Source organism: Pseudomonas fluorescens, from assembly GCF_004683905.1.
GTDB classification, from domain to species: Bacteria; Pseudomonadota; Gammaproteobacteria; order Pseudomonadales; family Pseudomonadaceae; genus Aquipseudomonas; species Aquipseudomonas putida_A.
The window spans coordinates 1428911-1451836 of the sequence record NZ_CP038438.1; the positions used below are offsets into that span (position 1 = coordinate 1428911).

Consider the following 22926-nt stretch of genomic DNA (forward strand, 5'->3'; position numbering starts at 1 on the left):
TAGAGCAGGGGACTTAACCCGCCACCAACACCCGTATCGCTTCCAGACGCAATGCCGCTTTATCCAGCATCGCCAGACCCAGTTCACGCTGCTTGCGCAACGCATCCAGTTCGCTGTCGCGTACAGTCGGGTTGACTGCTTGCAACGCGGTCAGGCGCGCCAGTTCTTCCTCGGTGTCGGCTGCCAGACGACGACGGGCCTCGGCCACGCGCTCGGCGTGACGCGGGGTGATCTTGTCTTCACCGGCGTTGATCCGTGGTGTCAGCTGATCGCGCTGGGCCTGGATGAACTTGTTGGCGCTGGCGCGGGGCACGCTTTCCAGTTGATCGTTCAAGGTTTCGAACGAGACGCGGGCCGACAGATCGTTGCCGTTGGCGTCAAGCAGGCAGCGCAGGGCGGCCGGCGGCAGGTAGCGGCCCAGTTGCAGCGAACGCGGCGCAACCACTTCGCTGACGTAGAGCAGTTCCAGCAACACCGTGCCCGGTTTCAGTGCCTTGTTCTTGATCAGGGCGACGGCGGTGTTGCCCATCGAGCCGGACAGCACCAGATCCATGCCGCCCTGCACCATCGGGTGTTCCCAGGTGATGAACTGCATGTCTTCGCGCGACAGCGCCTGGTTGCGGTCGTAGGTGATGGTCACGCCTTCGTCATCGCCCAGCGGGAAGCTGGCGTCGAGCATCTTCTCGCTCGGCTTGAGGATCAGGGCGTTTTCCGAATGGTCTTCGCTGTCGATGCCGAACGCGTCGAACAGGGTTTCCATATAGATCGGCAGGGCGAACTGATCGTCTTGCTCAAGGATGTCCTCGACCAACTGATCGCCTTCGCCCGAACCGCCGGAGTTCAGCTCCAGCAGACGGTCGCGGCCGGTGTGCAGCTCGGCTTCCAGACGCTCACGCTCGGTGCGCGCTTCGTCGATCAGCGCTTGCCATTCGCCGTCATCGGCTTCTTCGAGCAGCGGCAGCAGGCGCGGGCCGAACTGGTGCTGCAAGGCGTTGCCGGTCGGGCAGGTGTTGAGGAACGCGTTCAGCGCTTCGTGGTACCACTGGAACAGACGCTCTTGCGGGCTGGTTTCCAGGTACGGCACGTGCAGTTCGATGATGTGCTTCTGGCCGATCCGGTCGAGACGCCCGATACGTTGCTCGAGCAGGTCCGGGTGCGACGGCAGATCGAACAGCACCAGGTGGTGAGCGAATTGGAAGTTGCGACCTTCACTGCCGATTTCCGAGCAGATCAGCACCTGCGCGCCGAACTCTTCATCGGCAAAGTAGGCGGCGGCGCGGTCACGCTCAAGGATGTTCATGCCTTCATGGAACACCGTGGCCGGGATGCCGGAACGCACGCGCAGCGCGTCTTCCAGGTCCATCGCGGTTTCGGCGTGGGCGCAGATCACCAGCACTTTGGTGCGCTTGAGCATTTTCAGCTGATCGATCAGCCACTCGACGCGCGGGTCGAATTTCCACCAGCGCTCTTCTTCGCTGGCGTCCGGCTGGGCCTGGAAGCTGACTTCCGGGTACAGCTCGGCGTGATCGCCCAGCGGCAGTTCGAGGTATTCGTCCGGGCATGGCAGCGGGTACGGGTGCAGTTTGCGCTCCGGGAAACCCTGCACCGCGGCGCGGGTGTTACGGAACAGCACGCGGCCGGTGCCGTGGCGGTCGAGCAACTCGCGCACCAGACGGGCGCTGGCTTCGCTATCGCCATCGTTGACCGCGGTCAGCAAGGCTTCGCCTTCGTTGCCGAGGAAACCGTGGATGGTCTTGTGCGCTTCCGGCGACAGGCGTCCCTTGTCGAGCAACTCCTGAACGGCTTCAGCCACCGGGCGATAGTTCTCGCTCTCGGCGCGGAACGCAGCCAGGTCATGGAAACGGTTCGGGTCGAGCAGGCGCAGACGGGCGAAGTGGCTATCCTGACCGAGTTGTTCCGGGGTGGCGGTGAGCAGCAGCACGCCGGGAATCACTTCAGCCAATTGTTCGACCAGCGAGTACTCGGGGCTGGCCTTGTCTTCGTGCCACACCAGGTGGTGGGCTTCGTCGACCACCATCAGATCCCAGCCGGCGGCGAACAAGGCGTCCTGCGCCTTCTCGTCTTCGACCAGCCACTCCAGGGCAACCAATGCCAGTTGGGTGTCTTCGAACGGGTTGGTGGCATCGCTTTCGATGAAGCGTTCTTCGTCGAACAGCGCGACCTGCAGGTTGAAGCGGCGGCGCATTTCCACCAGCCACTGGTGCTGCAGGTTTTCCGGCACCAGGATCAGCACTCGGTTGGCGCGGCCCGAGAGCAGTTGGCGATGGATCACCAGACCGGCTTCGATGGTTTTCCCCAGACCCACTTCGTCCGCCAGCAGAACCCGCGGCGCGATACGGTCGGCGACTTCACGGGCGATGTGCAACTGGTGCGCGATCGGTTGCGCACGCACGCCGCCCAGGCCCCAGAGCGAAGACTGCAACTGGCGGCTGGTGTGTTCCAGGGTGTTGTAGCGCAGGGAGAACCACGACAGCGGGTCGATCTGCCCGGCGAACAGACGGTCGCTGGCCAGACGGAACTGAATGAAGTTCGACAGCTGGGTTTCCGGCAGGGTGACGGCTTCGTTCTGCCCGTTGAGACCGTGATAGACCATCAGCCCGTCGACGTCGTCGACTTCGCGCACGGTCATCTTCCAGCCTTCGAAGTGAGTAATGGTGTCACCCGGCGAGAACCGTACGCGGGTGAGGGGCGCATTCCGTAGCGCGTACTGGCGGGTTTCGCCAGTGGCCGGGTAAAGCACGGTCAACAAGCGGCCGTCCTGTGCCAGAACGGTGCCTAAACCAAGCTCTGCTTCGCTGTCACTGATCCAGCGTTGCCCCGGTTGATACTGCTGCGCCATGCTGCCTGACTCCCACCTTGAAAAAGCGGGCTATCTTAACGGAATGCAGGCTTCAGGGCCAAAGATTACTGGGCAGAAGCTGCCGCAGGCTTCGATCTTTTGATCTACGGAAACACCTGAGTTCTACGTTGTCCCATGAAAAGATCGCAGCCTTCGGCAGCTCCTACAGTGCCAACCCGGTCACAAGTTTGCGACCAGTGGCTCAAGGCGCCTTTGCCGCAGCCGATAGCCTGCTGACAGGAGACCCTTTATATGCTGCCACCGATGCTCCCCCTGAGCGCTGTGCCGATCACTTCCCAGCAGGATCCGATTCGCCAGCGGCCGGACATTCCTCCGGTGGTGCCGGTGCAGGAAAGCTCCAACGAAAGCACGATCGATCTGCAAAAACGCGACCCGGAAGAGGATCGACTGCTGGCGCGCGAGGAACAGCGCCGTCAGCAGGAACGTGATCGTCGCCGCCGCGAAGCCGACGAAGACCCGGAAGAACATCTGGCCGTGCCGGGCACCGAGCTGAATGCCGACAACACCGTGCCGGTGGTGCCGCTGATGGAAGATCAGCCGCGTCAGGGCTTGTGGGTCGATATCGAGATCTGAGTCTGCTTATTTACATCAATTGTTGTCGAGCGCTGGCGTCAGGCTGCATGATTGGCGCAGTCCTGCCTCTGATGCGGCAGTTGTGTTTTCTTCAAGTGATGCGCTGAACGTCATGAGCCAAGATGAAAAACTGATCGACCTCGGCACCGAGCGCGCCAAGCGTGTGCATGATCTCAACGAAAAGCGGCTGAACGAAGTGCGCAAGGCCTTCGAGCAAGCCATGCCGTTGGGAAAAGCTCAGAAAAAGCCGAAAAAGAAACCGAAAAAGCGTTGATCTTCCCCTGCATCCTTTGATGCAGGTCAGTTATTTTCCCGCCTTTGCCTTCTGTGTTGTCCGGACTTGATCCTGGTCAATTTCTGCGCCTGCGCGATTGGTTAACTTAGCTCCATCGCAGCAAAGCAGGGGCCAGGAGGCCACAGTCATGTTTTTCGATAACGTGGTGTTTGCCGGGGTTCTGACCGTGGGGCTCATGGTTCTGTTTTTTGCAGGGTTTGGATTTTTTATCTGGAAGGATGCGAATAAGCGCAAGAAGTAGGTCTTTCCGGGTTTGATGAGCACGCAAGGCATTTTGGGCAACTTCGGTTGCCCTTTTTTTTTGTGTTTTTGGCGGCCGCTGGGCCGACCATGTTCTTGGGGTTTTGGGTGTATATCCGTTGCTGCGGGTGTTGCTTATTACGGTTCCGCCCTTACGGCGGGTCACCTTTTCCAAACGCCGAAAAGGTAACCCAAAAGGCTTTACCCTGACGTTCGGCCCTCGCTTAGGCTCGGGTTCCTTCGCTGCGGGATTCATCCGGGGGGCAGCGCCTACGGTTTGCTTCGCTGCACCTCCTCTCGCTGTGTTTGGCTGCGCCAAACGGTCGCTGCGCTCCCACCCCCGGACAAATCCCTCCACTCAGCCTGCCGACGGGCCCTCAGATCAAAAGCTTTACTCGAGCTAACGCTCATCGTGTTGAGTGGTGGAAAAGCGTGCGCTCGGCTTTTGCTTTTTTGTAGGAGCCAGCCTGCTGGCGATGGCGGCCTACGAGCCGACCGATCTCCAACTGAATACACCCACTCCAACTGTGGGAGCGGGCTTGCTCGCGAAGGCGTCCTGTCAGCCAACCAATCTCCAACTGAAAATACCCAATCTCAAGTAGGAGCTGCCGAAGGCTGCGATCTTTTGATCTGCTTTGGCTTTGGCTTTGGCTTTGGCTTTGGCTCTTGCTCTTGATGTGGCTTTTGATCTTCAGCCCCTTCGGCAGGCCGAGCGAAGGTGTCCATCAGGGGGTTAGGCGCGCAGCGCCATGCGGCGAAGCCGCATACATCGAGAGGAGGTGCAGCGAAGCAAACCGGAGGCGATGCCCCCTGATGGACACCGTAGCGAGGGAACACTGAGCCTAAGCGAAGTGCCGTACGCCGGGGGAAGCCTTTTTGGTTACTTTTTCGGCGTTTGGAAAAAGTGACCCGCCGTAAGGGCGGAACCATAGGAGGCCGTTACCGCAGCAACGGATATGCTCACAAAACCAAACCCAAAAAAAAAGGCGCGATCCTCAAGAATCGCGCCTTTCTCATGTGCTGCGGTCTATCAGCTACCCAACGCTTTGGACGCCAGCCAGAACAACCCAGCCGACAGCGCCACAGTCGCCGGCAAGGTCAGAACCCACGCCAGCAGGATAGTGCGAACAGTCCCACCCTGCAGGCCGCTCTTGTTGGCGACCATGGTGCCCGCCACGCCCGAGGACAGCACGTGAGTGGTGGACACTGGCAGGCTGAAGATGTTGGCCATACCGATCAAACTGGCGGTAGTGATCTGCGCCGACATGCCTTGGGAATAGGTCATGCCTTGCTTGCCGATCTTCTCGCCGATGGTCAGTACCACGCGTTTCCAGCCGACCATGGTACCCAGGCCGAGGGCCAGGGCCACCGCGAGAATCACCCAGAACGGGGCGTATTCGGTGGTGGTGGTCAGGTCTTTGCGCAGTTTGTCCAGGTCAGCCTTCTCACGCGCTTCCAGGCCTGGCAGCTTGCCGACTTTCTTCGCGGTGTCGTCCAGGCACAGCAAGTAGCGACGGACTTCGATGCGGCTTTCCGAGGACAGCGAATGGTAGTCCGCTACACCTTTAAGGGTGCCAAGCAGGGCGTTGATGGTCGGTTCGGTCTGCTGCGGGTTGCAGCGGAATTTCTCCGGCAGATCGCCTTCAACACTTTTGCCCAGGGCCAGGAATTCGCCCAGGGAATCGGCGTTGCGCTTGTAGAACTGGCTCAGGTGCAGGGTCGCGTCGCGGGTGCGCTCGATCTGGTAGGTGGTGCTGCTCAGGTCGAGGACGAACTGCGCAGGCACGATACCGATCAGTACCAGCATGATCAGGCCGATGCCTTTCTGGCCATCGTTGGAACCGTGCACGAAGCTCACGGCCATGGCCGAAATCACCAGAACCAGACGGTTCCAGAACGGCGGGTGCTTTTTGTCGTCGATCTTGCGGCGCTGTTCCGGGGTCTTGTGCATCTTCGACAGCGGGCGCCACCACTTCAGGCCGATCAGGATCAGCGCGGCAATCAGGAAGCCAGCCATTGGCGAAAACACCAGCGAGGCGCCGATGTCGATCGCTTTCTGCCAGTTCACGCCGTCGGCCAACGGGATGTTGTTGATCAGGGCATTGGCCAGACCGACACCGAGGATCGAGCCGATCAGGGTGTGGGAACTGGAGGCCGGGATACCGAAGTACCAGGTGCCCAGGTTCCAGGTGATCGCCGCGGCGAGCAACGAGAACACCATCGCCAGGCCATGGCCGGTATTCACATTGATCAGCAGTTCTACCGGCAGCAGGTGAACAATGGCATACGCCACGCCAACGCCGCCCAGCAACACGCCGAGGAAGTTGAACACACCGGAAAAGAACACCGCCAGGTGAGGCGGCATGGCTTTGGTGTAGATAACAGTGGCTACCGCGTTAGCGGTGTCATGAAATCCATTGATGAACTCGAAGGCGAGGACAAACGTCAGGGCGAGCAAGAGGCTCACAAGCACCCAAGCATCCAGTCCGCTGAATAAATCGATCATGAAGGTTTTCTGACCCGGTCATAAGGGGGCGCGATTATGCCAGAAAAGACTGGAAATCGATCCCCTACCTGCTCATCGGTAGCAATCAATGTCGAATTAAATTGTTGCAAGGTGCAATGCCCGAGCATGTTGCAGGGTTTTTCAAGTGTTTGATTAGCTTAAAAAAACCTTCGGGCAGCAGGCATTTCGTCGAGCGCGCGCGAGCCTCAAACGCCTGTGTGAAATATCTCTGAAACGAGTCAGACACGCTCCTTTCCCGTGCAGGCCGGGGGAGGTGGGCCGCTGCCCGCGGATAGCGGGCGCGCAAGGCATGGTCGGGTCACCGTGCTTTTAGCCGGTGGCGACGCAGACCCTCGAAAATCTCAGGATCGCCCGTTCAGGGCTCTTCGGTTTTGAGTTCTTCTTCCATCTTTTTCAGTTCTTGCTGGAAAACCTGATCCTGAACGGTGGGGCGTTTGCGCCATGCCTTGCGTTCCGGTTCGGGTTGCGCGGCGTAGGTGGTGACTTCCCCGCCGTAAACTTCCTTGTAACGTTGTTCCTGGCGCTCAAGTTCCGCGCGCAGTTCGTCTTTCGTCACAGTGCTACCTGTTTGAGTTGAGATAAATATCTGGTGAAACGCACGGCAACGAGTCGATTGAACACGTCCACCAAAGGGCCATGCCGGTTCAGGCATTGGCGTTATCGGCAGGGCGATCAAGACTTCCATGTTGCAGGCGGCTACGGCACCAGATTAAAACTGACGCAGCATCAGTTTCCTGTTTCAGCAAGCGCGCTGGCGGTGCATGAATAATGAGCGTCAGGCGCTGGCCGGGCTGACGGCAATAGGCATCGGGTCAGCGGGCGGCACCCTCGGCCAGTGAAAACGTGGCGCCACTGAGGTGCATTATAGCGGTCGATTCGGGAATGACTATCTTTGCCAAGTTAAAAACGGTTCGGGATGTGTGATCGTTTTGTTACTGACAAGTTTTATCGCTAGTTGAAATTCTCCGAAACCTTTTAAGCACTCGCGTTCAGTTTCTGGCGCCATTAAGTCGATCAACTAATGAGGCATGCGAAGTTGGATGAACAGGCAGGTGAACGAATGAAGAAGCCAAGAAGGACAGAGGCTGATGGATTGCGATAATCGGTCGGCGGTTCGATAATCGCCCGATGTTGGCGACTCGACTCTTGTACATCCGTCGGCGAGCCGCTTGTATAGCCATTGATCCGTGCCGGAAACAAGGACAAGAAATGAACGATCAAATGCGCAACTCCTTCAGCTCCGTGGCGCCGCCGATCGTCGCTTCGCCGGCCAAACGCATCCAGGCGCTGACCGGCGATCCGGATTTCATGACCTCGCTGGCCCGTGGCCTGGCGGTGGTGCAGGCGTTTCAGGAGCGCAAGCGGCACCTGACCATCGCCCAGATCAGCCATCGCACAGAAATTCCCCGCGCTGCTGTACGCCGTTGCCTGCACACTCTGATCAAACTGGGTTATGCCACCACCGATGGCCGCACGTACTCGTTGTTGCCCAAAGTGCTGACCCTCGGCCACGCGTATCTGTCGTCGACGCCGCTGGCGGTGTCGGCCCAGCCGTACCTCGACCGCATGAGCGAGCAACTGCACGAAGCCTGCAACATGGCCACGCTCGAAGGCGACGACATTCTGTACATCGCCCGCTCGGCGACCACGCAACGGCTGATCTCGGTGGACCTGTCGGTGGGCGGGCGTCTGCCGGCCTATTGCACATCGATGGGCCGCATCCTGCTGGCGGCGCTGGACGACACCTCGCTGCGCGAATACCTCGACCATGCCGAACTGGTGGCCAAGACCAGCCGCACGCTGCACACCCCCGAAAGTCTGCTCGAATGCCTGCAGGAAGTACGGCAGCAGGGATGGTGCATCGTCGATCAGGAACTCGAACAAGGCCTGCGTTCGATTGCCGTGCCGGTTTACGATGCGTCGGGCCAGGTGGTGGCGGCGCTCAATGTCAGCACCCACGCCGGCCGCGTCAGCCGTACCGAACTGGAACAACGCTTCCTGCCGGGCCTGCTCAGTGCCAGCCGCGACCTCAGCGCGCAGTTGTTCGCCTGATGAAGCTGTTCGATAAACGCACAGTGTTGCGTTTATCGAATTGACGCTAAAAGCCCCGGATCATTAATGTCGCGGCAGCGTCATCCGGCGCAGATTTGAATGAGCCTGCCGGATTGTCGACTCCCATAATAATGACAAGAGGCAACTCACCATGCGCATGCTCCCCGACTGTCTCAGCTCCATTCCCTGTTGCCGGATTCACCGCAACGCCTGATTTCGATCTTCTATTCTTGTGACCGTGCCGCTCTTTGGCCGGCCGCCGTTCGACTGCGTTTTTTGCGTGGAATAAAAATAATGAACCAGCCTCAGTCCGCTGTAGGTAGCTGCCTCGACGTGCAGACCTTCATCAATGCCCAACCGATCTCGCGCTATCAGTGGCGAGTGGTGATCCTGTGTTTCCTGATTGTATTTCTCGATGGCCTCGACACCGCGGCGATGGGTTTTATCGCGCCGGCGCTGTCCCAGGACTGGGGCATCGACCGCGCCAGCCTCGGCCCGGTAATGAGCGCCGCGTTGATCGGCATGGTCTTCGGTGCATTGGGTTCCGGCCCGCTGGCTGACCGCTTCGGACGCAAAGTGGTGCTGGTTGGCGCGGTGCTGCTGTTCGGCGCTTTCAGCCTGGCCTCGGCCTACAGCACCAACGTCGAGCAACTGCTGGTGTTGCGCTTCCTCACCGGCCTAGGTCTGGGCGCCGGCATGCCCAACGCCACCACGCTGCTCTCGGAATACACCCCGGAGCGCAAGAAATCCTTGCTGGTGACCAGCATGTTCTGCGGCTTCAACCTCGGCATGGCCGGTGGCGGTTTCATTTCGGCGAAGCTGATCCCTGCGTTCGGCTGGCACAGCCTGCTGCTGATCGGCGGGATCCTGCCGCTGATCCTCGCGGTGGTGCTGCTGTTCTGGCTGCCGGAGTCGGCGCGTTTTCTGGTGGTGCGCAATCGCGGCACCGACAAAGTACGCAAGACCTTGTCGCCAATCGATCCGGTCACCGTCGCGCAGGCCTCGAGTTTCAGCGTGCCGGAACAGAAAACCGTCAAGGCGCGCAATGTGTTCGCGGTGATTTTCTCCGGCACCTACAGCGTCGGCACCTTGCTGCTGTGGCTGACCTACTTCATGGGCCTGGTCATCGTTTATCTGCTGACCAGTTGGCTGCCGACCCTGATGCGTGACAGCGGCGCGAGCATGGAGCAGGCGGCGTTCATTGGCGCGTTGTTCCAGTTTGGCGGGGTGTTGAGTGCGGTCGCTGTGGGTTGGGCGATGGACCGCTTCAATCCGCACAAGGTCATCGGCACGTTCTACCTGCTGGCCGGGGTGTTTGCCTACGCGGTGGGGCAGAGCCTGGGCAACATCACGCTGCTCGCGACCTTGGTGTTGGTGGCGGGTATGTGCGTCAACGGCGCGCAATCGGCGATGCCTTCATTGGCGGCACGGTTTTATCCGACCCAGGGCCGGGCGACCGGGGTCTCGTGGATGCTCGGGATTGGCCGCTTTGGCGCGATTCTCGGGGCGTGGATGGGCGCGACGTTGCTGGGGTTGGGCTGGAATTTCGAGCAGGTGCTGACGGCGCTGGTGATTCCGGCGGCGTTGGCGACGACGGCGGTGGTGATCAAAGGCATGGTCAGTCATGCGGATGCGACTTGAGTCGAGTCATTTTGATTTGCGTTGAATGTTCCGACGCCTTCGCGAGCAAGCCCGCTCCCACAGGGAAAACACATTTCAAATGTGGGAGCGGGCTCGCTCGCGAAGCTTTTGCTTGTGATTGATAGGGTGATAACAATCCGTTCGATAAACGAACACTCAGTCGATTATCGGATTGTTTGGCGATTTTCAGCGGCTTAATCTTCAGTGACTCCGGCGCTGAACCTCGCGCCTTTTTATCACTGGCGATTCACTACAAAAACGGGAGCCTGCTCCATGGCTGAGATCCTTTCGCTGCACGACGCGGTGAAGCAATTCGTCAACGACGGCGACACCGTCGCGCTCGAAGGCTTCACTCACCTGATCCCTACGGCGGCAGGTCATGAAATCATTCGGCAGGGCAAGAAAGATCTGACCCTGGTGCGGATGACGCCTGACCTGATCTACGACCAACTGATCGGTGCCGGTTGTGCACGCAAGCTGATCTTTTCCTGGGGCGGCAATCCGGGTGTGGGTTCGCTGCACCGTCTGCGCGATGCGGTCGAGAAGCAGTGGCCGCATGCCCTGGAAATCGAAGAGCACAGCCACGCCGACCTGGCCAATGCCTACGTCGCCGGCGCTTCCGGCCTGCCGTTCGCCGTGCTGCGGGCCTACGCCGGTTCCGACCTGCCGAAGGTCAACCCGCTGATCAAATCCGTGACCTGCCCGTTCACCGGTGAAGTGCTGGCGGCCGTGCCGTCGGTGCGTCCAGACGTCACCGTGATCCACGCGCAGAAAGCCGACCGTCAGGGCAACGTGCTGCTGTGGGGCATTCTCGGGGTGCAGAAAGAAGCGGCACTGGCGGCCAAGCGCTGCATCGTCACCGTCGAGGAAATCGTCGACAACCTCAACGCCCCGATGAACGCTTGCGTGTTGCCGACCTGGGCCTTGAGCGCGGTTTGCCATGTACCCGGCGGCGCGCATCCGTCCTACGCCCACGGTTACACCGAGCGTGACAATCGCTTCTATCAGGCGTGGGATCCGATCGCCCGCGACCGTGAGACGTTTACCGCGTGGATCAACGAATACATCCATGGCTGCGCTGACTTCAGCGAGTTTCAGGCCAAGTTGGCCGCTGCTTCGGAGGCCAAGTAATGACTTACACCACCAATGAAATGATGACCGTCGCGGCGGCCCGTCGCCTGAAGAACGGCTCGGTGTGCTTCGTCGGTATCGGCCTGCCGTCGAAAGCCGCCAACCTCGCGCGCCTGACCTCATCGCCGGATGTGGTGCTGATCTACGAATCCGGCCCGATTGGCGCCAAGCCCAGCGTGTTGCCACTGTCGATCGGTGATGGTGAACTGGCGGAGACCGCCGACACCGTCGTGCCGACCGGTGAGATTTTTCGCTATTGGCTGCAAGGCGGGCGCATCGACGTCGGTTTTCTCGGCGCGGCGCAGGTCGACCGTTTCGGCAACATCAACACCACCGTGGTCGGCGATTACCACGCGCCGAAAGTGCGCCTGCCGGGTGCCGGTGGCGCGCCGGAAATCGCCGGTTCGGCGAAGAGCGTGTTGATTATCCTCAAGCAGTCGGCGCGTTCGTTCGTCGACAAGCTCGACTTCATTACCTCGGTCGGTCACGGCGAGGGCGGCGATTCGCGCAAGCGTCTGGGCCTGCCGGGTGCCGGCCCGGTCGGGATCATCACCGACCTGTGCATCATGGAACCGGAGCAGGGCACCCACGAATTCGTGGTCACCGCACTGCATCCGGGCGTGACCCGCGAGCAAGTGGTCGCCGCCACCGGTTGGGCGATCCGCTTTGCCGACAACGTTGAAACCACGGCGGCACCGACCGAGGTCGAACTGACTGCACTGCGCGATCTCGAAGCGCGCACCGCCGCCGCCCACGGCCAGGCACCGGGAGAAGCATGATGCGTGACGTTTATATCTGCGACGCGATTCGTACCCCCATCGGCCGGTTCGGCGGTGGTCTGTCCGCCGTGCGCGCCGACGATCTGGCCGCCGTGCCGATCAAGGCGCTGATGGAACGCAATCCCTCGGTGGACTGGAATGCAATCGATGAAGTGTTCCTCGGCTGCGCCAACCAGGCTGGTGAAGACAACCGCAACGTGGCGCGCATGGCGCTGCTGCTGGCGGGTCTGCCGGAGAGCGTGCCGGGCGTGACCCTCAACCGTCTCTGCGCTTCGGGCATGGACGCGATCGGCACTGCTTTCCGTGCGATTGCCAGCGGCGAGATGGAGCTGGCGATTGCCGGCGGCGTCGAGTCGATGTCCCGCGCGCCGTTCGTGATGGGCAAGGCGGACGCAGCGTTCTCGCGCAACATGAAACTGGAAGACACCACCATCGGCTGGCGTTTCATCAACCCGCTGATGAAAGCCCAGTACGGCGTCGACGCGATGCCGCAGACCGCCGACAACGTCGCTGACGACTATAAGGTTTCGCGTGCCGATCAGGACGCTTTCGCCCTGCGCAGTCAGCAACGCACGGCCGCTGCACAAGCGGCGGGCTACTTCGCCGAGGAAATCGTCGAAGTGCGAATCGCCCACAAGAAGGGCGAAACCGTGGTCAGCCAGGACGAGCATCCACGCGCCGACACCACGCTTGAAGCGTTGGCCAGATTGAAGCCGGTCAACGGCCCGGACAAGACGGTTACCGCTGGCAACGCGTCCGGCGTCAACGACGGTGCTGCTGCGCTGATTCTCGCGTCTGCCGAAGCGGTGAAGAAACACGGCCTGACCGCCCGCGCCAAAGTGCTCGGCATGGCCAGTGCCGGTGTCGCACCTCGGGTAATGGGCATCGGCCCGGTGCCAGCGGTGCGCAAACTGATCGAGCGTCTTGGTGTGGCGGTCAGCGATTTCGATGTGATCGAACTCAACGAAGCCTTCGCCAGCCAAGGCTTGGCGGTGCTGCGTGAATTGGGTCTGGCCGACGATGCGCCGCAGGTCAACCCGAACGGTGGCGCGATTGCCTTGGGCCACCCGTTGGGCATGAGCGGGGCGCGACTGGTGCTGACTGCGTTGCATCAGCTGGAAAGGACCGGCGGCAAGAAAGGTCTGGCGACCATGTGCGTCGGCGTCGGGCAGGGTCTGGCCCTGGCCATCGAACGCGTCTGACGCAGCGCGTCGACTGATAAGAACTGAGGAAAGCGAAATGACTGACAAGCCTGGCTACCGTCGTCCGCAGGAAGGCACCCAGCCTGAATACCTGCACCCGACGTATCAATCCACCAACCTGCGCTCGCCGTCCAAGCCGTTGGTGTTTCTGCCGCATTCGTTGTCGGAGATCACCGGCCCGACCATCGGTGCCGAACGCGTCGCCGAGAAGGACAACGACCTGACCGCCCAGCACGACGGCGAGCCGTTGGGCGAGCGCATCATCATTCACGGCCGTGTGCTCGACGAAAACGGTTTGCCGGTGCCGGGGATTCTGGTGGAGATCTGGCAGGCCAACGCCGCCGGCCGCTACAACCACAAGCGCGACCTGCACGACGCACCGCTGGACCCGAACTTCACCGGCACCGGCCGCACCGTGACCGACGCCGATGGCTGGTATCAGTTCCAGACCATCAAGCCCGGCGCCTATCCGTGGGGTAACCATCACAACGCGTGGCGCCCGGCGCACATCCATTTCTCGCTGTTCGGGCCGAGCATCCTCACCCGTCTGGTGACGCAGATGTATTTCCCCGGCGACCCGCTGCTGGCCTACGACCCGATCTACAACTGCGTGCCGGACACCTCCGCCAAGGAACGTCTGATCGCCGCTTTCGATCTGGAAAAAACCATTCCGTCCTACGCCCTCGGCTATCGCTGGGACATCGTCTTGCGCGGCCGCGACGCCACGCCGATGGAGAAATAAGATGACGCTGACTGCCACCACGTCCCATACCGTCGGGCCGTACTACCACATCGGCCTGACCTGGCTGAACCGCGAAAATCTCGCGGTCGAACAAACCCTCGGCGAGCGCGTGGCGATCACCGGCCAAGTCGTTGACGGCAACGGCGATGTGGTCAACGACGCGATGCTCGAAGTCTGGCAGGCCAACGCCGCCGGCAAATACGCGCACCCGGAAGACGAGCAGGACAAACCGCTGGATCCGCACTTCGAAGGTTTTGGCCGGGTGCCGGTGGACGCCGAAGGGCGCTTCCGTTTCACCACGATCAAACCGGGCACGGTCGAAGGCCTGAAGGGCTCGACCCAGGCCCCGCATCTGGTGGTGCTGGTGTTTGCCCGTGGTCTGGTCAAGCACTTGCTGACACGCATCTACTTCGAAGGCGATCCGGCGAACGTCAATGATCCGCTGCTGGAATGTGTGCCGGCGGAGCGCCGCGGGACGTTGCTGGCGAAGCCGGATGCGGCGGGTGTGTATCAGTGGAATGTGATTTTGCAGGGCACTGAGGCGGAGACGGTGTTCTTCGATTATTGATCGCACCTCGTTCCATTGGAGTGAGTTTGTGGTGAGGGGATTTATCCCCGATGGGCTGCGAAGCAGCCCCAAGACCGGAGTTCACGGTGAAACTGACACACCGCGTCTGCCAGATTTGCGAGTGCTGCGCACTCGATCGGGGATGAATCCCCTCGCCACAAGCCCTCTTTCAGAGGAGGGGTTGTGTAATGCCTCGTGGATGTATCTGTGGAACGGGACTGTTGCGAAGTGTGTCTAGACTCTCACCTGTCCCTTCAGAGTAAAAAACAATGACAACCACCACCGCTCATTACACCGGCGAGGAGCGCAGCAAGCGCATCTTCGCCATTGTCGGTGCCTCGTCCGGCAACCTGGTCGAATGGTTCGACTTCTACGTCTACGCCTTCTGCGCGATCTATTTCGCCCCGGCGTTTTTCCCCTCCGACAACCCCACGGTGCAACTGGTCAACACGGCCGGGGTGTTCGCTGCCGGGTTTCTGATGCGCCCGATTGGCGGCTGGATTTTCGGGCGGCTGGCGGACAAGAAGGGCCGCAAGACCTCGATGATGATTTCGGTGCTGATGATGTGCTTCGGCTCCCTGCTCATCGCCTGTCTGCCGACTTACGCCAGCATCGGCGTCTGGGCACCGCTGCTGTTGCTGTTCGCGCGGCTGTTGCAAGGCCTGTCGGTGGGTGGCGAGTACGGCACCACCGCGACCTACATGAGTGAAGTCGCGCTCAAGGGCCAGCGCGGCTTTTTTGCCTCGTTCCAGTACGTGACGCTGATTGGCGGGCAACTGCTGGCGGTGTCGCTGGTGGTGATCCTGCAACAGTTCCTCAGTGAAGATGAACTGCGTGCTTACGGCTGGCGCATTCCGTTTGTGGTCGGTGCGGTGGCGGCGGTGATTTCGCTGTTCCTGCGTCGCTCCCTGAAAGAAACCACCAGCAAGGAAATGCGCGAGAACAAGGACGCCGGCAGCATCCGCGCGCTGTTCCGTGATCACAAAGCCGCGTTCATCACCGTGCTCGGTTACACCGCCGGTGGCTCGTTGATTTTCTACACCTTCACCACGTACATGCAGAAGTACCTGGTGAACACCGCCGGCATGCACGCCAAGACCGCCAGCTACATCATGACCGGCGCGCTGTTCCTGTACATGTGCATGCAGCCGCTGTTCGGCATGCTCGCCGACAAGATCGGCCGACGTAATTCGATGCTCTGGTTCGGCGCGCTCGGCACGCTGTTCACTGTGCCGATCCTGTTGAGCCTGAAAAGCATCAGCAGCCCGATTCTGGCCTTTGCGCTGATCACCGTGGCGCTGGCAATCGTCAGTTTCTACACCTCGATCAGCGGCCTGGTGAAAGCCGAAATGTTCCCGCCGGAAGTCCGCGCCCTCGGCGTCGGTCTGGCCTATGCGGTGGCCAACGCGATCTTCGGCGGTTCGGCCGAATACGTGGCCCTGAGCCTGAAGGCCGGGGGCATGGAAAACGCGTTCTACTGGTACGTCACGGTGATGATGGCGGTGGCGTTCCTGTTCAGCCTGCGCCTGCCGAAACAGGCGGCGTACTTGCACCACGATCTGTAAACCGATGTGCGCGGGCCGCATTGGCCCGCGCCGGCAAGGACTGTTTATGACTCAGCGACCGGGCAATCAATTGTTCGATGCCTACTTCACGGCCCGCGACATGCGCGAGGTGTTCTGCGATCAGGGCCGGGTGCAGGCGATGCTCGATTTCGAAGCGGCGCTGGCCCGTGCCGAGGCGCGGGTCGGGGTGATTCCGGCGTCTGCCGTGGCGCCGATTGCCGCCGCTTGCAATGCCGGTCTGTATGACTTCGCGGCGCTGGGCGAGGCGATTGCCACGGCCGGCAACTCGGCGATTCCACTGGTCAAGGCATTGGGCAAGCAGATCGCCGCGAGCAGTGCCGAGGCCGAGCGCTATGTGCATTTGGGCGCTACCAGTCAGGACGTGATGGATTCCGGGCTGGTCCTGCAATTGCGGCAGGCGCTGGAGCTGATTGAAAGCGATCTGGCAGCGCTGGCCGATTCGCTCGCCACCCAAGCCCAACGGCATGCGGCGACGCCACTGGCCGGGCGCACTTGGCTGCAGCACGCCACGCCCGTGACCCTCGGGATGAAGATTGCCGGTTGGCTCGGCGCGGTAACCCGCAGCCGTCAGCGTCTGCGCGAACTCAAACCACGGCTGCTGGTGCTGCAATTCGGCGGTGCTTCCGGCACCCTCGCGGCGCTCGGCGAGCAAGCGCTGCCGATCGCGCAGGCGCTGGCCGAAGAGCTGCAACTGAGCTTGCCGGAACAACCGTGGCACACCCAGCGTGATCGCATCGTCGAGTTCGGCGCGGTACTCGGTTTGATCGCCGGCAGCCTCGGCAAGCTCGGGCGCGACGTCAGTCTGTTGATGCAGACCGAAGCGGCGGAAGTGTTCGAGCCGTCGGCACCGGGCAAGGGCGGTTCCTCGACCATGCCGCACAAGCGCAATCCGGTCGGCGCGGCGGTGTTGATCGGCGCGGCGACCCGGGTCCCGGGGCTGGTCTCGACGTTGTTCAGCGCCATGCCTCAGGAGCATGAACGCAGCCTCGGCCTGTGGCATGCCGAATGGGAAACCCTGCCGGAGATCTGCTGCCTGGTGTCCGGTGCGCTGCAACAGGCGCGCCTGCTGGCCGATGGTCTGGAAGTCGACGCCGAACGCATGGCGCGCAATCTCCAATTGACCCAAGGCCTGGTGCTGGCCGAGGCGGTGAGCATCGTCCTCGCGCAACGGGTCGGTCGCGACACCGCGCACCATTTGCTCGAACAATGCTGCAAACGCGCGGTGGCCGAACAGCGCCACCTGCGTGCGGTGCTCGGCGACGAGCCGCAAGTGACCGCCGAACTGAGCAGCACCGAACTCGATCATCTGCTCGACCCCGCGCATTACCTCGGCCAGGCGCAAGCCTGGGTCGAGCGCGCAGTGGCCGAACACAACGCATTGTCTGTCTGAAAGGAGAGGGCTGTGGCTTTCGTTCAACTCGCCGATGGCGAACTGCATTACGTTATTGAAGGCCCGGTCGACGCACCGGTGCTGGTGCTGTCCAACTCGCTGGGCACCGACCTGCACATGTGGGACGCGCAGATGCCGGCATTCACCGAGCATTTCCGGGTGCTGCGTTTCGACACCCGTGGTCACGGCCAGTCGCTGGTGACGCCGGGGCCTTACAGCATCGAGCAACTGGGCCGCGACGTGCTCGGCTTGCTGGATGCGCTGCACATCGAACGCGCGCATTTCTGCGGATTGTCGATGGGCGGGTTGATCGGCCAGTGGCTGGGGATCAATGCCGGTCATCGTCTGCACAAATTGATCGTGTGCAACACCGCCGCGAAGATCGGCGACCCGTCGGTGTGGAATCCGCGCATCGAAACCGTGTTGCGTGATGGCCCGGCAGCGATGGTCGCATTGCGTGATGCGTCGATTGCCCGTTGGTTCACGCCTGATTTTTCCGCTGCCAATCCGGCCGCGGCGAAGAAAATTACCGACATGCTCGCGGCGACTTCGCCTGAAGGTTATGCGGCCAATTGCGCGGCGGTGCGCGATGCCGATTTCCGTGAGCAACTGGCCTCGATCAACCTGCCGCTTCTGGTGATCGCGGGTACCGAAGATGCGGTGACGCCACCGTCCGGCGGGCATTTCATTCAGGAGCATGTGCGCGGCGCCGAGTACGCCGAGTTCTATGCTGCGCACCTGTCCAACGTGCAGGCCGGTGCCGCTTTCAGTGATCGTGTGTTGGCGTTTCTGAACGCTCAGTGAGGGGAAGTTTGTGGACGAGAAACAACGTTACGACGAAGGCCTGCAAGTACGCCGCGCGGTATTGGGCGATGCCCACGTTGATCGCAGCCTGAATGCGCTGACCGAGTTCAACTCGGAATTCCAGGAGATGATCACGCGTCACGCCTGGGGCGATATCTGGACCCGCCCGGGCCTGCCACGGCACACGCGCAGCCTGATCACCATCGCCATGCTGATCGGGATGAACCGCGAGGCTGAGCTGAAATTGCATCTGCGTGCGGCGGCCAACAACGGTGTGAGCCGGAGCGAGATCAAGGAAGTGATCATGCAGAGCGCGATTTATTGCGGGATCCCGGCGGCGAATGCCACGTTTCATCTGGCGGAGTCGGTGTGGGATGAGCTGGGAGTCGAATCCCGGGAGTGATGGTGCCTGAACTGACGCCTTCGCGAGCAAGCCCGCTCCCACATTTAGAATGCATTTCCCTGTGGGAGCGGGCTTGCTCGCGAAAGCGGCAGACGCCGTGATGCATCAATCAGCACAGACACTCAGACCTTGGCGACAATGAAAATCCGCTTGAACGGAAACAGAGTCTGCCCGTTTTTCTCGGGCGGGTAATGCTTATGCACCCGCATCAGGTAGTGGTAGATAAACCGCGCCTGTTCCTGTGACGTCAGCGTCTGCATCACCGGCCGCAGCGCCGAGACCTTCACCCAGTCGTACACCGGCGATTTGCCGCCAACCACCTGCAATTGCTCGGTTTCCCAGATCTCCAGCGACGTGGTCAGCGGCGCGAGCAAGCGATAGTAGTCCTCCAGTGTCAACAACGGCCGCGCCGCCATGCATCGGCGCAGTTGCGGTGTGCCGATGGGGGTGTGTCCCGGTCCGGCATGGTTGAGGGTGTCGAGCATCAGTCGATACCACAAGGCATCGCGCCAGTCCGGCATGTGCACCGCCAGACAGCCACCGGGGCGCAGATACCCCAGCAGGCGCGGCAGCAGGTGTTGATGATCGCCAATGAAATGCAGCACCGCCGCCGCGAGCAGCAGATCGGCCGGTTGTTCGGGTTGCCAGTCGAGCAGGTCGCACTCTTGCCATTGAGCGTTGATCGGCAGGCACCGGGCCTGATCAAGCATCTGCCGCGAGCTGTCGACACCCAGCAACTGCGCACGCGGCCAGCGCTCGGCCAGCAGTTGAGTGGCGATGCCGGTGCCGCAGCCCAGGTCACAAATTCTTCTGGGGTCGGGCAGATCGATACGGTCGAGCAATTCGTTGACCGGGCGTTGCCTGAGACGGGAAAACTGCTGGTACGCCTTGGCGTCCCAGTGGGTGCAGGCGTTCCCTGCCGTTTCGAGTTTGGCGCTCATGAGGAGGTCCTCTCTGGCGGATTTACAGTTGTCGTCCAATGACGTTGAGGGTTTTCAGGACAACGGCCACGCCTTTGCGTGTGTCCTCTTCATTCAGCAGTTTGAGCAACGCCAGAGTGCCCGGCGCCGCTGACTGTGCCGATACTTCGGCTTTGGCCACGCGCACTGCATTACTGACTGTCCAGGTGGCGGCTGTGCCGCTCTCGAACAATTGCGCGAGTTTTTCCACCATGGCCGCGTCGAGCAGATCGGCGATATCGGAAACCAGGGAAAGCAGGTCGACAATATTCTCCAGGCGTCCGCCATCGATTAACGGTTGCAGTTTTGCCATCAAGGCAGTGAACCCGGGCGTGCCTGACATTTCCTTGGGCATGTTCATGAGCAATCACTCCTCCCTGTGCAGGGTCAAAGCATTCCCCGGGCCACCGCCCAGTAAAGACCGCGATTGAAACCGTTTCTGAGCAGACCGCCCAATTTGGTCGGGGGTGTCGGCAACACATCGTGGGCGTAGTCGTACCACAGTGGCATCCCGGCATTCAGGCCCATTTGGGCTACCGCCTGTACCCGACCGTCGTATACCGAGTTGGGTGCGCCAAGACGGATCTGGGCGGTGATGTTGTTGGCGATCACCGGCGCCTGGTTATGACAGGCGCCGCCGGCCTTGCTGACCGGCAGGTCGACGGTGTCGCCGATCACGTAGACATTCTCCAGACCGTAGACCTGCAGCGTTTCGTGATTGGTCGGCAGCCATCCTTCATCATTGGCGGCGTGTGAGATGCCGCACTCACGCACCACCTCGACGGCCTGGATGGGTGGAGTAGCCATCAGAATAGTGAAGGGTTGCTCATCGCCCTCGGCTGAGTAGGCGATTTTTGCATCAGGATCCACATGGCTCAGGGTGAAGCCGCGCTGAAATTGAATGTTTTTCCGGGCAAAAATGCTCGGCAGAATTTCACCCGTGGGGCGCTGCAAGAACAGACAATTGCGCAATAGCTGGGCAACCGTCGGGTAGGTGTAGATGATTTCCACTTGCTCGCGAACGCCCCGGCGACGCAACAAGTCATCCAGCATCAATGTCGTTTCCACGGGCGCGATTCCGCATTGGTGCGGGACGTTCGGTGTCTGCGGGAAGGACACGGTAATGAAAATCCGGCCTTTTTCGATGGTGTTCAGGCGTTGCGCCAACTGCCGGGCAGCAAGGTATTGATAGAAGTGGTCGCCGGCTTCTTGCAGACCCTCGATGCGTTCCGGCGCCGGCACGCAGCCGGTGGCGATCACCAGAAAATCATAGTCGAAGCGCTTGCCGTTACGGGTGCGCAATTGCTGCCCGGGAAAGTCGAAACGGGTGACTTCTTCAACGTGGAAACTGATTTCCGGGCGCAACAAAGAGCGTTCCGGACGTTTGAGTTCCTCTTCGAAGAACTGACTGAACGCCACGTACATGAACGCAGGTTTGTAGTAATGATCGGGGGAACTGGACAGTAATGTGATCGAGACGTCGCCGCGTAGAACTTCGGGATACAGCTTGCCGACCAGTTGATTGGCCAGCATGGTTCCACCTACACCGCCACCGACGATAACTATTCGCTTGCTCATACCTGACCTCCGTGGCCAAGGCAGCTTCGCGTACAGCATCCGGAGATAACGGAAGAAAACTAAGGGCTCCTACAGCAGGCTGGAGAATTTACACACTCTGTTGACTGTATCTGCGCCTCGACAAATCGCCAGTCCGGCTGACCAGTGGTTGATGCCGGCGCCGCTCGTGCAGCGCCGGCGTGCGGGTTCAGAGCAGGCTGATCGGATAGCTGATGATCAGGCGGTTCTCGTCGAACTCGTTGTTGCTGAAATCGCGGCGCATGGTCGAGTTGCGCCAGCGCACGTTGAGGTCGCGCAGGGCGCCGCTCTGTACGGTGTAGCCCAGTTCCGATTCGCGGCCCCATTCCTTGCCATCGGTGATGGTTCCGGTGTGCACGTTGTCGCCGCTGATGTAGCGGTTCATCAGGGTCAGGCCGGGGATGCCCAGGGCGGCGAAGTTGTAGTCGTGGCGCACCTGCCAGGAGCGTTCCTGAGCGTTGTCGTAGCTGGCGTTGTAACTGTCGTTGGCGAGGGTGCCGCCGCTGGTGCCGTTGACGCGCATCCAGGCGCTGTCGCCGGTGAGTTTTTGCAGGCCGACGTAGAAGGTGTTGCCGCCGTAGCGGGCCGAGAACATCCCCGACCAGGTCTTGTTGTCGAGTTCGCCGGCGCGGGCGCTGCCGTCGTCCTTGCCGTAGAAGAAGCCGAGGTTGGCGCCCAGCGTCCAGTCGCCGAGTGGCTGGCTGTGAGTCAGGTTGAGGTATTGCTGGCTGTAGATGTCCTTGAGTTCGGCGTTCCACAGGCCGATCTGCGTGCGTTTTTCGTTGAAAACGTACTCGCCGCCCTGAAAGTTGAAGCGATCGGAGGTGAACGCCGCTTTGCCGAACATCGACATGTCGCTCATGCTGCTGTCATCGCGCGGACTGTTGGCGCGGAACTGCCCGCCATACAGGGTCAGGCCGTTGATTTCCTTTGAGGTGATCTGCCCGCCACGGAAGGTTTGCGGCAGCGAACGGCCGTCGTCCGAACGCAGGATCGGCAGCACCGGCATCCATTCGCCGACCTTGATTTCGGTCTGCGACAGTTTGGCCTTGAACGCGACGTTGGTGCGGCCGAAGTTGTCCGCCGGTCGCCCGTCGTGATCCAGCGGCAGCAGTTGCGTGCCACCGGTGCCTTTGCCACCATCGAGCTTCACCGAGTACAGGCCGAGCACGTCCATGCCGAAGCCAACGGTGCCTTGGGTGAAGCCGGATTTGGCGTCGAGGATGAAGTTCTGCGTCCACTCTTCAGCCTTGCCCTGAGCCTTGGTCGGGTTGGTGAAGTTGCGGTTGATGTAGAAGTTGCGCAGGTTGAGGTTGACCTTGGCACCTTCGACGAAACCGGCTTCTTCGGCTGCGGCGGGGAGGGCGACGCCGGTCAGGGCCAGGGCGATCAGGCCGGGGAGTGCGTACGGCGCAGTTGGATGAGTCATCGCAGGGTCTCTTGTTATTTTTTTTAGGTCGAACAGAGCCGTTGCCGCCATTTTCGGGGCGGGCACGAGCTTGCAGAATCAGGGATGAAGCGGCGGCGATCAGCCGGACGGGACAGGGCGCGGGAGCA

The 22926-nt window shown here is 61.1% G+C and carries 21 protein-coding genes; 14 read left to right on the forward strand and 7 right to left on the reverse strand.

Annotation, left to right across the window (positions count from 1 at the left end; all coding sequences use genetic code 11):
• Positions 1-13: 13 nt before the first annotated feature.
• A complete protein-coding gene (rapA, locus tag E4T63_RS06490; protein WP_103369032.1) occupies positions 14-2860 on the reverse strand; it encodes an RNA polymerase-associated protein RapA in 2847 nt (948 codons plus the stop codon).
• 252 nt (positions 2861-3112) lie between these two features.
• On the opposite strand from rapA, the gene E4T63_RS06495 reads away from it, so the two are divergent.
• The 3 genes from E4T63_RS06495 (at position 3113) to ccoM (ending at position 3990) form a co-directional block, all read left to right on the forward strand.
• Positions 3113-3454, forward strand: coding sequence for a hypothetical protein (locus tag E4T63_RS06495; RefSeq protein WP_003222394.1), 342 nt, complete (start codon positions 3113-3115; stop codon positions 3452-3454).
• Between the two features lie 112 nt (positions 3455-3566).
• Complete coding sequence (locus E4T63_RS28465; RefSeq protein ID WP_096797040.1) at positions 3567-3728, forward strand: hypothetical protein; 162 nt, start codon at positions 3567-3569, stop codon at positions 3726-3728.
• 148 nt (positions 3729-3876) lie between these two features.
• Positions 3877-3990 carry a cytochrome c oxidase subunit CcoM gene (ccoM, locus tag E4T63_RS28795; RefSeq protein WP_003222396.1) on the forward strand — a complete coding sequence of 38 codons (114 nt, stop codon included), beginning with the start codon at positions 3877-3879 and terminating at the stop codon, positions 3988-3990.
• Between the two features lie 1029 nt (positions 3991-5019).
• On the opposite strand, the gene E4T63_RS06500 is transcribed toward ccoM, so the two are convergent.
• Positions 5020-6495, reverse strand: coding sequence for an inorganic phosphate transporter (locus tag E4T63_RS06500; protein WP_003222397.1), 1476 nt, complete (start codon positions 6493-6495; stop codon positions 5020-5022).
• A gap of 376 nt (positions 6496-6871) precedes the next feature.
• Positions 6872-7072 (reverse strand): hypothetical protein, encoded by a 201-nt coding sequence (locus E4T63_RS06505; protein WP_003222398.1) that lies wholly within the window; start codon positions 7070-7072, stop codon positions 6872-6874.
• 653 nt (positions 7073-7725) lie between these two features.
• Here E4T63_RS06505 and pcaR point away from each other — a divergent pair.
• From pcaR to pcaC, 11 genes are all read left to right on the forward strand, one after another.
• On the forward strand, positions 7726-8568 hold the full coding sequence (gene pcaR / locus E4T63_RS06510) for a pca regulon transcriptional regulator PcaR (RefSeq protein WP_098967581.1): 843 nt from the start codon (positions 7726-7728) through the stop codon (positions 8566-8568).
• A gap of 294 nt (positions 8569-8862) precedes the next feature.
• Complete coding sequence (locus E4T63_RS06515; RefSeq protein ID WP_135295110.1) at positions 8863-10209, forward strand: MFS transporter; 1347 nt, start codon at positions 8863-8865, stop codon at positions 10207-10209.
• Between the two features lie 273 nt (positions 10210-10482).
• Complete coding sequence (locus E4T63_RS06520; RefSeq protein WP_003222404.1) at positions 10483-11340, forward strand: CoA transferase subunit A; 858 nt, start codon at positions 10483-10485, stop codon at positions 11338-11340.
• Positions 11340-12119 carry a CoA-transferase subunit beta gene (locus E4T63_RS06525; protein WP_027614392.1) on the forward strand — a complete coding sequence of 260 codons (780 nt, stop codon included), beginning with the start codon at positions 11340-11342 and terminating at the stop codon, positions 12117-12119. Before E4T63_RS06520 ends, E4T63_RS06525 begins: the two co-directional genes overlap by 1 nt.
• The gene (pcaF, locus tag E4T63_RS06530) at positions 12116-13321 is read left to right on the forward strand and encodes a 3-oxoadipyl-CoA thiolase (protein WP_209318226.1); all 1206 of its coding nucleotides are present in this window, start codon (positions 12116-12118) and stop codon (positions 13319-13321) included. The genes E4T63_RS06525 and pcaF overlap by 4 nt, the downstream gene beginning before the upstream one ends.
• 37 nt (positions 13322-13358) lie before the next feature.
• Complete coding sequence (pcaH, locus tag E4T63_RS06535) at positions 13359-14063, forward strand: protocatechuate 3,4-dioxygenase subunit beta (RefSeq protein ID WP_027614394.1); 705 nt, start codon at positions 13359-13361, stop codon at positions 14061-14063.
• A 1-nt stretch (position 14064) separates the two neighbouring features.
• On the forward strand, positions 14065-14631 hold the full coding sequence (gene pcaG / locus E4T63_RS06540) for a protocatechuate 3,4-dioxygenase subunit alpha (RefSeq protein WP_003222412.1): 567 nt from the start codon (positions 14065-14067) through the stop codon (positions 14629-14631).
• 269 nt (positions 14632-14900) lie between these two features.
• Entirely contained in the window at positions 14901-16196 is a 1296-nt protein-coding gene (locus tag E4T63_RS06545) for an MFS family transporter (RefSeq protein ID WP_134785599.1), read from the forward strand.
• 46 nt (positions 16197-16242) lie between these two features.
• Positions 16243-17607, forward strand: a complete 1365-nt coding sequence (locus tag E4T63_RS06550) for a 3-carboxy-cis,cis-muconate cycloisomerase (RefSeq protein WP_134785600.1) — start codon at positions 16243-16245, stop codon at positions 17605-17607.
• A gap of 12 nt (positions 17608-17619) precedes the next feature.
• The gene (pcaD, locus tag E4T63_RS06555; protein WP_135295112.1) at positions 17620-18411 is read left to right on the forward strand and encodes a 3-oxoadipate enol-lactonase; all 792 of its coding nucleotides are present in this window, start codon (positions 17620-17622) and stop codon (positions 18409-18411) included.
• A 10-nt stretch (positions 18412-18421) separates the two neighbouring features.
• A complete protein-coding gene (pcaC, locus tag E4T63_RS06560) occupies positions 18422-18814 on the forward strand; it encodes a 4-carboxymuconolactone decarboxylase (RefSeq protein ID WP_027614399.1) in 393 nt (130 codons plus the stop codon).
• Positions 18815-18936: 122 nt separating this feature from the next.
• Here pcaC and E4T63_RS06565 read toward each other — a convergent pair whose 3' ends face one another.
• The 4 genes from E4T63_RS06565 to E4T63_RS06580 all read right to left on the reverse strand — a co-directional run bounded on the left by E4T63_RS06565 (position 18937) and on the right by E4T63_RS06580 (position 22798).
• Positions 18937-19755, reverse strand: coding sequence for a methyltransferase domain-containing protein (locus E4T63_RS06565; protein ID WP_134785601.1), 819 nt, complete (start codon positions 19753-19755; stop codon positions 18937-18939).
• Between the two features lie 22 nt (positions 19756-19777).
• Positions 19778-20134: a DUF1641 domain-containing protein gene (locus E4T63_RS06570; protein WP_098967591.1), complete on the reverse strand. Its 357-nt coding sequence runs from the start codon at positions 20132-20134 to the stop codon at positions 19778-19780.
• Positions 20135-20160: 26 nt separating this feature from the next.
• Complete coding sequence (locus tag E4T63_RS06575) at positions 20161-21351, reverse strand: NAD(P)/FAD-dependent oxidoreductase (RefSeq protein ID WP_135295113.1); 1191 nt, start codon at positions 21349-21351, stop codon at positions 20161-20163.
• Between the two features lie 187 nt (positions 21352-21538).
• Positions 21539-22798 carry an OprD family porin gene (locus E4T63_RS06580; RefSeq protein WP_135295114.1) on the reverse strand — a complete coding sequence of 420 codons (1260 nt, stop codon included), beginning with the start codon at positions 22796-22798 and terminating at the stop codon, positions 21539-21541.
• Positions 22799-22926: the final 128 nt, after the last annotated feature.

Bases quoted from the DNA above. Each gene is read 5' to 3' on its own strand.
- E4T63_RS06565 (WP_134785601.1), bottom strand. From the start codon at position 19,755: ATGAGCGCCAAACTCGAAACGGCAGGGAACGCCTGCACCCACTGGGAC.
- E4T63_RS06495 (WP_003222394.1), top strand. From the start codon at position 3,113: ATGCTGCCACCGATGCTCCCCCTGAGCGCTGTGCCGATCACTTCCCAG.
- E4T63_RS06515 (WP_135295110.1), top strand. From the start codon at position 8,863: ATGAACCAGCCTCAGTCCGCTGTAGGTAGCTGCCTCGACGTGCAGACC.
- pcaH (WP_027614394.1), top strand. From the start codon at position 13,359: ATGACTGACAAGCCTGGCTACCGTCGTCCGCAGGAAGGCACCCAGCCT.
- E4T63_RS28465 (WP_096797040.1), top strand. From the start codon at position 3,567: ATGAGCCAAGATGAAAAACTGATCGACCTCGGCACCGAGCGCGCCAAG.
- pcaG (WP_003222412.1), top strand. From the start codon at position 14,065: ATGACGCTGACTGCCACCACGTCCCATACCGTCGGGCCGTACTACCAC.
- E4T63_RS06550 (WP_134785600.1), top strand. From the start codon at position 16,243: ATGACTCAGCGACCGGGCAATCAATTGTTCGATGCCTACTTCACGGCC.
- ccoM (WP_003222396.1), top strand. From the start codon at position 3,877: ATGTTTTTCGATAACGTGGTGTTTGCCGGGGTTCTGACCGTGGGGCTC.
- E4T63_RS06500 (WP_003222397.1), bottom strand. From the start codon at position 6,495: ATGATCGATTTATTCAGCGGACTGGATGCTTGGGTGCTTGTGAGCCTC.
- rapA (WP_103369032.1), bottom strand. From the start codon at position 2,860: ATGGCGCAGCAGTATCAACCGGGGCAACGCTGGATCAGTGACAGCGAA.
- pcaR (WP_098967581.1), top strand. From the start codon at position 7,726: ATGAACGATCAAATGCGCAACTCCTTCAGCTCCGTGGCGCCGCCGATC.
- E4T63_RS06545 (WP_134785599.1), top strand. From the start codon at position 14,901: ATGACAACCACCACCGCTCATTACACCGGCGAGGAGCGCAGCAAGCGC.
- E4T63_RS06520 (WP_003222404.1), top strand. From the start codon at position 10,483: ATGGCTGAGATCCTTTCGCTGCACGACGCGGTGAAGCAATTCGTCAAC.
- E4T63_RS06575 (WP_135295113.1), bottom strand. From the start codon at position 21,351: ATGAGCAAGCGAATAGTTATCGTCGGTGGCGGTGTAGGTGGAACCATG.
- pcaF (WP_209318226.1), top strand. From the start codon at position 12,116: ATGATGCGTGACGTTTATATCTGCGACGCGATTCGTACCCCCATCGGC.
- E4T63_RS06580 (WP_135295114.1), bottom strand. From the start codon at position 22,798: ATGACTCATCCAACTGCGCCGTACGCACTCCCCGGCCTGATCGCCCTG.
- E4T63_RS06570 (WP_098967591.1), bottom strand. From the start codon at position 20,134: ATGAACATGCCCAAGGAAATGTCAGGCACGCCCGGGTTCACTGCCTTG.
- E4T63_RS06525 (WP_027614392.1), top strand. From the start codon at position 11,340: ATGACTTACACCACCAATGAAATGATGACCGTCGCGGCGGCCCGTCGC.